Below are 8,434 nucleotides of genomic sequence, written 5' to 3' on the forward strand. Positions count from 1 at the left end.
ATGAAGACCGCCAAGACCATGAAGGCGCTCGTGAAGAGCAAGCCTGAAGAGGGCATCTGGATGGAAGAGGTGCCCGTTCCCGAATGCGGGCCCAACGACGCGCTCATCCGGGTGAGAAAAACCGCCATCTGCGGCACTGACGTCCACATTTACAACTGGGACCAGTGGTCGCAGAACACCATCCCAGTGCCCATGGTGGTGGGCCACGAATTCTCCGGCGAGGTTGTGGCCGTGGGCGGCGAAGTGCCCGGTCTCAAGCCCGGCGACCGCGTTTCCGCCGAAGGTCACGTCACCTGCGGGCACTGCCGCAACTGCCGCGCCGGGAAGCGTCATCTCTGTCGCAACACCATCGGCGTGGGCGTGAACCGGCCCGGCTGTTTTGCCGAATACCTCTGCGTTCCCGCCGTGAACGTGTTCAAGCTGCCGGACAGCCTCTCCGACGACGAGGGCGCGGTGCTTGACCCGCTCGGCAACGCCGTGCACACGGCCCTCTCCTTTGACCTCGTGGGCGAGGACGTGCTCATCACAGGCGCCGGGCCCATCGGCATGATGGCCGCCGCCGTCTGCCGCCATGTGGGCGCGCGCCATGTGGTCATCACAGACGTGAACGACTACCGCCTCGAACTGGCCAAGCAGCTCGGCGCGACCCGCACGGTCAACGTCATGCACGAGACGCTTCCCGAGGTCATGGGCGACGTGGGCATGGTGGAAGCCTTTGACGTGGGGCTGGAAATGTCCGGCAACCCCGTGGCGTTTCGCTCCATGCTGGACAACATGAACTACGGCGGCAAGGTCGCGCTGCTCGGCATCATGCCCGGCGAAACGCAGGTGGACTGGAACCAGATCGTGTTCAAGGGGCTGTTCCTCAAGGGAATTTACGGCCGCGAGATGTTTGAGACGTGGTACAAGATGGCGTCCATGATCCAGAGCGGGCTGGAGATCGAACCGGCCATCACGCATCGTTTCAGGGCCGACGACTTCCAGCAGGGCTTTGATGTCATGCGCTCCGGCAAGTCCGGCAAGGTCGTGCTCGACTGGACATAAGGGACTGCCGCATAGTTGCAACAGCTTCGGCCGCCCTTCGGGGCGGCCGTTTTTTATTGCTTGTGGATGTCGAAGAAGCCTTTTTCGAGCAGTGTTTCAAAGTCCTCGGCCCGGACTGGCGGCGAGAAGAGGAATCCCTGAACCGTTCCGCAGCCCTGACGTTGCAGGAAGTCGAGCTGTTCCATGGTTTCCACGCCCTCGGCAATGACGGACAGGCCAAGCTCTCCGGCCATGCTCAGCATGGTCTTGATGAGCGCCTTGCCAGTCTCGGGGTCCCGTTCGGTCATGTTCACGAAGGTGCGGTCTATCTTCATGGTCCTGAAGGGCAGGCTCTTGAGGTAGAAGAGCGATGAATAGCCCGTGCCGAAGTCGTCAAGGGAGAAGGTCGTGCCGAGCCCTGTCAGCCGTTTCATGGCCTTCACTGCGGCGTCGAAGTTTTCCATGAGCGTGGTTTCGGTGATTTCGAGATCAAGCAGCGCGGGCGGGAGGCCGGTGTCTTCAAGCAGCAGCTCCACACGCTCGGTCAGTCCTTCGCGAAGGAAGTGACGTGCCGAGAGGTTGACGGACACCGGGCGGGGAATGCCTGTCTCCTCACTCCATCGGCGTGCGTCGTGACAGGCCTGCTCCATGATGTAGAGGTCCAGCCGCCGGATCAGGCCCGTCTCCTCGGCAAGGGGCAGGAACTCGCCGGGCGGGACCACGGTGCCGTCGGGCTTGCGCCAGCGGATAAGGGCTTCCATGCCGGTGATGCGACCCGTGCCGATGTCCACCTTCGGCTGGTACCACGCTTCCAGCTCCCTGCGATCCAATGCGCGGTGCAGAGCCGTCTCCGTTTCAAGGCGCTTGCGCGAGCGCTTGTTCATGTCCTCGCTGAAGAGGCTGTATGTGTTCTTGCCGATGTTTTTGGAGCGATACATGGCCAGATCCGCCGAGCGGATGAGCTTCCGGGCCGAGTCTCCGTCCTGCGGGTATATGGCAACGCCCATGCTGCTGCCGAGATATAGCTCGGAATTGTTGATGAAAAATGGTTTGACGAAACAATCCATGATCCGTTTGGCAAGCGCCGAGGCCTGCTCTTCTGAGGAGGTGTTTTCGACGATGATGCCGAACTCGTCGCCGCCCAGCCGGGCGAGCATGCAGTTTTCGTCCAGCGCCGAGTGAAGCCGCTGGCCAACGTCGTGAAGCAGCCGGTCGCCGGTGTCGTGGCCAAAGCTGTCGTTGATGGTTTTGAATTCGTCGATATCGAGCTGGATCACGGCGATGCCGAAGTCTTCATGCAGGGCTCTGGCAACAACGCGGGCCAGCGTGTCAGTGAAGTACTGGCGGTTTGGCAGTTCGGTTGTCTTGTCGTAGAACGCCTTGAATTCCAGCTCTTTCTGGGCGGTTTTGCGGTCCGTGATGTCAAGGATGGACGCCACGCTGAGGTCTGTGCCCGGAACCATGCCCACGGTCAGGGTCACATCCCGTATCTCCCCGTCCGCCGTAATGAATCGAGATTCGTAATTGTGCGGTACGGTCTCCTCGTTTTCGCGCCGACCGGTATGGTAGTGGAGCATTCTGGCCGACTCGTCGGGATGGAAGAATTCCATCCAGTGGGTCCCGCCGTCGGCAACCGTTTCCGGGGGCGCGCCGGAAAGGGTCATGAATTCACTGTTGGCCATGCGGATGATGCCGGTTCGATCCAGAAGGATGGTGGCGGTGCCGGTGTTCATGAACACGGTGCGGTGCAGGGCTTCGGATTCCTCCAGTTCCCGCCGGGTGCGTTCGAGCTCCTCTATGCTCATGAACGATTCGACAAGGTAGTTCACCCCACGCCGGGTGATGGAGCTGATGGATTTGAGGACCGGCACCTTGGCGTTCACCGCGTTGGTGATTTCGCAGCGTTTGCGGTCCACTGCCTTGTCCTTGTCCAAAACAGGGCATTCGCGACTTTTTTCCGCGCAGATGAGGGCGTGGCAGGAGTATCCGAGCAGTTCTTCTCGCGGTCTGCCGAGGAGTTCTGTGGCGTGACGATTTACTTGAATGATTTTTCTGGTATCGGCCGAAACCAGAACCACGCCCACCCGAATCGAGTCCAGCAGCTTCTGCAGGAACCGTTCGTTGTCGCGTAATTCCTCAAGTACGGCGTTGATGTCGTCCCCGAGGTCGGAAAGCTCGTCGTTTCCATGGGCGGTCACGATCTGGTCGCCTTTTGGAGAGGCTGCGATGGAGCGCAACTGGTTCCGCATGGTTTCTATGCGGTCGCCGATGCGTCTGCGGAAGACGTGGTGGGCGATGATGCCCAGAACGACAATGGCGCATACGAGCCCCCCGAGCGTAGCGAGGATGACCCGGAGTCCGGCTGGGGTGACATTGTCCGGAGTATGGACCGTGATCGTGGCGACCGGGTTTCCCATCACGTCAACGAGCTGCGTTCGGGCAGTGAACACTCCGTCATCCAGCGTGATGAGCGGATGTCCGGCAGGTAGCGGCTCTGCGGGCGTCGTTACGGTGATGTCCAACCGCGTCAGTTGGGCCAGATCGTCTATCCATTCCTTGTCGATGCTGCGGGACATGAAAAGCCAGCCAGCGGGAGGACCTTCGCGGTCACTGGTCAGGACCTGCTCGCAGGCCACGAGATAGAGGCTGTCGCCGAACTTCTTGATGCCCTGAAATCCGGTGGCTCCGTTATTTTGCGCCCAACTCGCCCATTCGTGAATGAACGCCTGCAGCTCCCAGGGAATGTGCGTGAGCTCCCCATTTTCATCAGCGCTTATGCCATGAACGAGCCCGCCGACCGGTGTGAAGGTGGCTATGGTGTGAAGGTTGGCGTCCTCGAAGGTCGCCGGGACCAGATTGGAGGTAATGTATTGGTCATAGGGTTCGGCCGCGAACCGGTAGGTGTCGTCCCACCAGGCCCAGTCGCGCGTCAGGGCGTCCAGCTGGGTCGCGGCATTGTCCACGGCGTTCACCGCGCGCTCCGCGTTGGTGGCGGCTTTGGTTTCTCCGATCCGCCTGAACTCCGGGAAGAGGATGGTAGCCGAGATGATGACGGCCGCAAGAAGGGCTGCGCCGAAAGAGCAGGCCAGTATGAGAAGGGTCGTGGTGCGGATTTTCATTGGTACCTATCCTTGTCTGCTACAGTATCAAGCGGTGGGAAGAAAACCAACCCCGTTCGTTCAGAATGTGGTCCACGATTCCTATCCTGTGCCTGTTGTCGTTTTCGGTGGCCTCGTCGTCATGGTCGGTTGATCCTGCTTGACAGAAAGTGGTTTCAAAAATAGTTTTATGTTGAATTGTTCGACATTGAACGAAAGTTGCTTTTCGGGGGAGCCATGCAGGATGTTCGAGACGAGGCGTTTCGGTTGGTACGGCGATGCGCAAGTGTTTTACAGCAGCGGACGCGGGGGGTGCTTGCCAAGTCCGGGCTGACCGCAAGCCGTTACGGTGTTCTTGAAACGCTCTATCATCACGGGAGCCTGAGTCAGCGGGAGCTGGCCGAAGCTATCGGGCGCACACCGGGCGACCTCAGTCTGGTTGTGGCTAATCTGGAACGGGATGAGCTGGTGGAGCGGCGGCGTTCGACCAATGACAGGCGCGCGTTCGTGGTCAGTCTGACACCGGAAGGCTCGACCGTGACCGCAGAGGCCCTGGACTTGCAGCAGGCCGTCGTTCATGAAATTTTCCACGATTTTGACAGGGAAGAACTGGCGCGGTTCGTCAGGATGTGCGCACGGCTGGCCGGGGAGGAAAGCCCTGTGGGAGCGCCGGACGCATGCGCCGTGCAGGAACGACTGCTCAGGGCTTCGGATCGGGAGTATGCGGACTCCGGAAAATACCGGCGGTACTCGGTGGCCGGGATTCCCGTTTCCCATTCGTGCAACGCCATGGCCGGAAGGCTTCGCCTTTTCGCTGACGATGTGATACAGGCGGATCAGAGACTCCCGACCCGGCCGCTGGAGGACGTTGAGGTCGTCGAGATAGTCCTCTCGGGCGAACTTGCGTTCGGCGACGGGACAGGCGACTGGCGCTCCGCAGGAGAGTGCGAGGTCATCGGCCTGACAGCGGGATCAGGCGTGCACTGGGCTGAATTCAACGCCTCAAGTGAGCCGCTTCGGGTCATCCGGCTGGAGTTCGACGCCGAGGTGGCAGGGCTGGATTCCGCTTCGGACGTTGCCTGCCACTCGCCCGGCGACCGCAGAAACCGTCTGCTCGCCGTTGCCTCGGGAAAGGGAGACCGCGACGCACTGCGTATCAACGTCCCCGCCGTGGTCTGTCTTTCTGCGCTGGACCCCGGAAAAATGGTTCGCCTTGATGCGGACCGGGGTAACGCGGCGATGGTGTATGTTTTGGAAGGGGCCGTGGACGCGGGGCGGCACACGTTGGAATCCGGCGACAGCCTGACAATGCCGCTGGGGAAGAACGGACTGGAGATCGTGGCGCGGGATGCTGCGGAGCTGGTCGTGGTAGCCATGAACGAATAACATGACGGAGGGCGCGGTGAGCGTAACCGAACTGAATCTTCTCGAAGCGTTGGACAAGGTCAACGAGGCCAAGGTCGTGGTGGTGGACGTGCTCATGCCCGAGCATTTCGAACGTCGGCACATCCCCGGCGCGGTGAACGCGTGTGTTTACGAAGTGGTTTTTCCGGACCTCATCGCGGCGGCGGTGCCCGATAAGGACGCGCCCGTGTTGCTCTACGGCGCGGGGCCGAACTCGCAGGACAGCCGTATCGCCGCAGAGAAGCTTGCTCGCTCCGGCTATTCGTGTGTCAACTATTTCCCGGGCGGGCTGGACGAGTGGCGCGCCGAAGGCTACCCGCTTGAAGGTACGGCCGTCGAGACGGTGGACCCGCCGCATCCGGAACTTCATTTGGAGTCCCGCGATTACGCGTTGAATGTCGGGGAAAGCGCCTTGCTCTGGAAAGGCCGCAACGCGAACGGTTCGCATCACGGCATCGTGCCGCTTTCTGGCGGCGTGCTGGACGGCTGTTGCATGACCGGCGAGTTCGAGCTGGACATGGCCGGTCTCAAGGACATGTCTCTCGACGGTGACGAGACCCAGCCCGTGCTGGAAAACCACCTTCGCTCGGACGACTTCTTCTTCACGTCCATGTTTCCTCAGGCGATATTCCGCATTACCGCGATGCAGCCGGTCCCGGACTGTCCTGCCACCATGCCGAACTTCCGCGTCATGGGTCAGCTCGGGCTGCGCGGGGTCAGCAAGGAGGTGTTCATGGCCGTCCAGCTGCGCAACCTCGAGGAAAACCGGCTGGTCATGCAGGGCAATCTCGACCTTGACCGCACGGAGTGGGGCATCATCTACGGCTCGGCCCGGTTCTTCCAGCATCTCGGCTACCATCTGGTATACGACCTCGTGAGCGTGGAGTTCCGGCTGGTGCTTGAGGCTAGATGACAGCCTCCATCCCGGAAAAGATGGTATCCTCGTCGTACAGGGTCGGGTCGAGTTCATCGACAGCCTTGAAGAATTCGTCCCACCCCTTGACTTCGGCCACCTTCTTCTTGTCCACGAAGATCTTGAAAGTCAGCCCTTCCGGGCACTTCGTCATGTTGAGTTCAAGGACGCCTTCAGGAGTGGTTTCCGACCAGAAAGCCGACCATGAAGTCCGGTCGCCTTCCGTCTTTTTGTACTTTTCAAAGTAAGTGTCGAAAATTTCTTTAATTCTTTCTTTTTCCATAATTATCCTCCACTTTTTATTGTGCGTGAAAGCGGGTACGAGTGCAAGGCCGATTGCTTCGTGAAAAGGAATCGGTTAGTACCGGAAGCATTGAAGCGGCCGAGGGATTCGATATGAAGTGCGTTGCGGAATGGATCGTTCCATCACGGGTACGAAACGTCGCCCTGATTACTGCGGGGTTGGAAGCGTTCTGTGGCATGAACGGCTTTTCAGAGCGGGACTCCCGTCAGCTTCAGGTGGCGGTTGAGGGCGTCTTTGCCTACTGCGCGAGAACGCTCTCGGGCAACGGGGAGTACACCTGCATTCGCTGCAAGCTGTTCTGGGAGGACAGGCGCATCACGGTGGAACTTGAGTACAGCGGCAAAGGCGGCGAACTCGACGAGATGCTGCGGCCCGACAAAAACCGCCCGGTGAGGCGAACCAGCTTTGAGGCCATGGGAGTATTCATCGCGCGCGAACTGCTTGAGTCGCTGGTCTGCATAAGCCGGTACGACCTTGCGCTTGGCGGAAGGCTGAATACCTACACCCTCACATACTCGCTTGGGGCGGATGAGGGCGCATCCGTAGCGGGAGCTGATCATGCGTAGCAGTGAAATGAGAACCGAAGCCTGTCCTGTGGACGAGAAGGAGGTGCTGGGGGTGTATTCCCACAGCACCCGGTATCAGTACAAGGTCGGCGAACGCGGGTCCAGATATCGCAACGGGACGTACTGGTTCATCTGCAAGCTGCATGAAGACGCCTACGAAGTGCAGCCCCTGAACGCCAACAACCTGCCCTCGGGCGTACGCCGCACCATCAGTCGCGACGAGTTCATCCGGTACTACACCCCGGAGCTTGAATACTATCAGCAGAACACGGTCCCCTGTATGGAGACGCTGGCTCGCAAGGTTAAGCTCGGCAGGCGGTATTTCAACCTCGGCAAGCTCACCGAAGCGGAACGCGAATTCTGCGATGCAGTGCTCATGCAGGAGGAGAACGTGGATGCCAACGTGGGGCTGAGCGATGTCTACTCGGAGCAGAAGGAGTTCTCCAAGCTGCGAGAGGTGCTCGACAGGCTCCTGAACAGTGACGAGATTTTCCGCGAGGAACAGCGTCACAAGTTCAACGAGTTCGGCATCAACCTGCGCAAGCGCGAGTTCTATGACGACGCCATCCGTTTCTACATGAAGGCCATGGAAATAAACGGGCAGGACGACCATCTGCACTTCAACGTGGCCCGCGTCCATTACGAGAAAGGCAAGCTCACCAATTGCCGCGAACACCTGAAGCAGGCTATCAAGCTCAACCCGCGTTTCCCCGAGGCGGAAGCCTTCCTCGTGCTGGTCACCAAGCAGCTTGGCAAGTAGCCTTGCTCAGCCGTCCAGTACCCGTTCGATCATACTCCAGACCTGCTCCGAAGCCCCTCCATCATATGCCGGGTCATCGGGATTCATGAACCCGTGCGCCGGGCCGTTCAGTCGTTTCATTCTGAAAGGCGTGTTTGCGTGCTGCATTTCAGCCGAAAACGCAGCGGCGTGTTCCGAGGGCACGACGGGGTCGTTTTTCAGGTGGATGATGTGCAGGCTGGCGTGAATATCGCCGCGTGCGGCAGGGATCTGGGTGTCGAGGTAGCCGTAGATGCTGACCACCCTGTCGAGAGGCGCGCCGCTCCGGGCCAGCTCCAGCACTGCGCCGCCGCCGAAGGACAGGCCGAGGGCGCATGGGCGGTGACG

General features: G+C 60.2%; 8 protein-coding genes. 5 read left to right on the forward strand and 3 right to left on the reverse strand.

Features of this window, described 5'->3' with window-relative positions:
- Complete coding sequence (gene tdh, locus JCM12178_RS10680; RefSeq protein WP_218185647.1) at positions 1-1,044, forward strand: L-threonine 3-dehydrogenase; 1,044 nt, start codon at positions 1-3, stop codon at positions 1,042-1,044.
- Between the two features lie 53 nt (positions 1,045-1,097).
- On the opposite strand, the gene JCM12178_RS10685 is transcribed toward tdh, so the two are convergent.
- Entirely contained in the window at positions 1,098-4,142 is a 3,045-nt protein-coding gene (locus tag JCM12178_RS10685; RefSeq protein WP_054651240.1) for an EAL domain-containing protein, read from the reverse strand.
- Between the two features lie 291 nt (positions 4,143-4,433).
- On the opposite strand from JCM12178_RS10685, the gene JCM12178_RS10690 reads away from it, so the two are divergent.
- Together JCM12178_RS10690 and JCM12178_RS10695 are read left to right on the forward strand one after the other, a co-directional pair.
- Positions 4,434-5,507, forward strand: coding sequence for a MarR family transcriptional regulator (locus JCM12178_RS10690; protein ID WP_054651242.1), 1,074 nt, complete (start codon positions 4,434-4,436; stop codon positions 5,505-5,507).
- Between the two features lie 16 nt (positions 5,508-5,523).
- Positions 5,524-6,438, forward strand: a complete 915-nt coding sequence (locus JCM12178_RS10695) for a YceI family protein (protein ID WP_054651253.1) — start codon at positions 5,524-5,526, stop codon at positions 6,436-6,438.
- Here JCM12178_RS10695 and JCM12178_RS10700 read toward each other — a convergent pair.
- Positions 6,431-6,721 carry a hypothetical protein gene (locus JCM12178_RS10700; RefSeq protein WP_054651244.1) on the reverse strand — a complete coding sequence of 97 codons (291 nt, stop codon included), beginning with the start codon at positions 6,719-6,721 and terminating at the stop codon, positions 6,431-6,433. The genes JCM12178_RS10695 and JCM12178_RS10700 overlap by 8 nt on opposite strands.
- Positions 6,722-6,834: 113 nt before the next feature.
- On the opposite strand from JCM12178_RS10700, the gene JCM12178_RS10705 reads away from it, so the two are divergent.
- Together JCM12178_RS10705 and JCM12178_RS10710 are read left to right on the forward strand one after the other, a co-directional pair.
- The gene (locus JCM12178_RS10705) at positions 6,835-7,308 is read left to right on the forward strand and encodes a hypothetical protein (RefSeq protein WP_157054873.1); all 474 of its coding nucleotides are present in this window, start codon (positions 6,835-6,837) and stop codon (positions 7,306-7,308) included.
- Entirely contained in the window at positions 7,301-8,068 is a 768-nt protein-coding gene (locus JCM12178_RS10710; protein WP_245628723.1) for a tetratricopeptide repeat protein, read from the forward strand. The genes JCM12178_RS10705 and JCM12178_RS10710 overlap by 8 nt, the downstream gene beginning before the upstream one ends.
- Before the next feature lie 6 nt (positions 8,069-8,074).
- Here the strand turns inward: JCM12178_RS10710 and JCM12178_RS10715 are convergent.
- The coding region (locus JCM12178_RS10715; protein WP_172677117.1) for a dienelactone hydrolase family protein at positions 8,075-8,434 on the reverse strand (360 nt) is incomplete at its 5' end.

This window comes from Salidesulfovibrio brasiliensis JCM 12178 (genome assembly GCF_001311825.1).
Lineage (GTDB): Bacteria > Desulfobacterota > Desulfovibrionia > Desulfovibrionales > Desulfovibrionaceae > Pseudodesulfovibrio > Pseudodesulfovibrio brasiliensis.